The sequence below is a fragment of the Nocardiopsis sp. MG754419 genome (genome assembly GCF_018207095.1).
Classification (GTDB): domain Bacteria; phylum Actinomycetota; class Actinomycetes; order Streptosporangiales; family Streptosporangiaceae; genus Nocardiopsis.
This window is the reverse complement of sequence record NZ_QOCZ01000418.1, coordinates 1-346: the sequence shown is the minus strand read 5'-3', so window position 1 is coordinate 346 and position 346 is coordinate 1. Positions and strand designations below refer to the sequence as shown.

Genomic DNA, 346 nt, shown 5'->3' with positions numbered 1-346 from the left:
GCGATCTGGCACAACTGGCTGATCGGTGCCCCGGTCAAACGGTCGTTGATCGCTTACGACCACTGACCAGGGCACACATTTCCCCATCAACGATCTAGGCGCTGTTTTTTGGAAGTGGGAGCGGAGCAGGGTCTGCGCTGGCATCGTGGTCGATGTGCCCGGACGTCATGAACTCACCGATGCCGAGTGGGCCCTGCTCACCCCGCTCCTGCCCACCAACGCCCCCAAAGGCAAGAAGTGGGCCGACCACCGCAAGATCATCAATGCGATCCTCTTCCGTTCCCGCACCGGGATCCCCTGGCGAGACCTGCCCGAGCGCTACGGCCCCTGGGAGACCGCAGCCGGA

At 63.6% G+C, this 346-nt stretch carries 1 protein-coding gene; it reads left to right on the top strand.

Going from position 1 to position 346, the window contains the following annotated elements:
* Window positions 1-154 precede the first annotated feature (154 nt).
* A partial coding sequence (locus DSY14_RS28370; RefSeq protein WP_211719635.1) for a transposase occupies window positions 155-346 on the top strand: 192 nt, incomplete at its 3' end.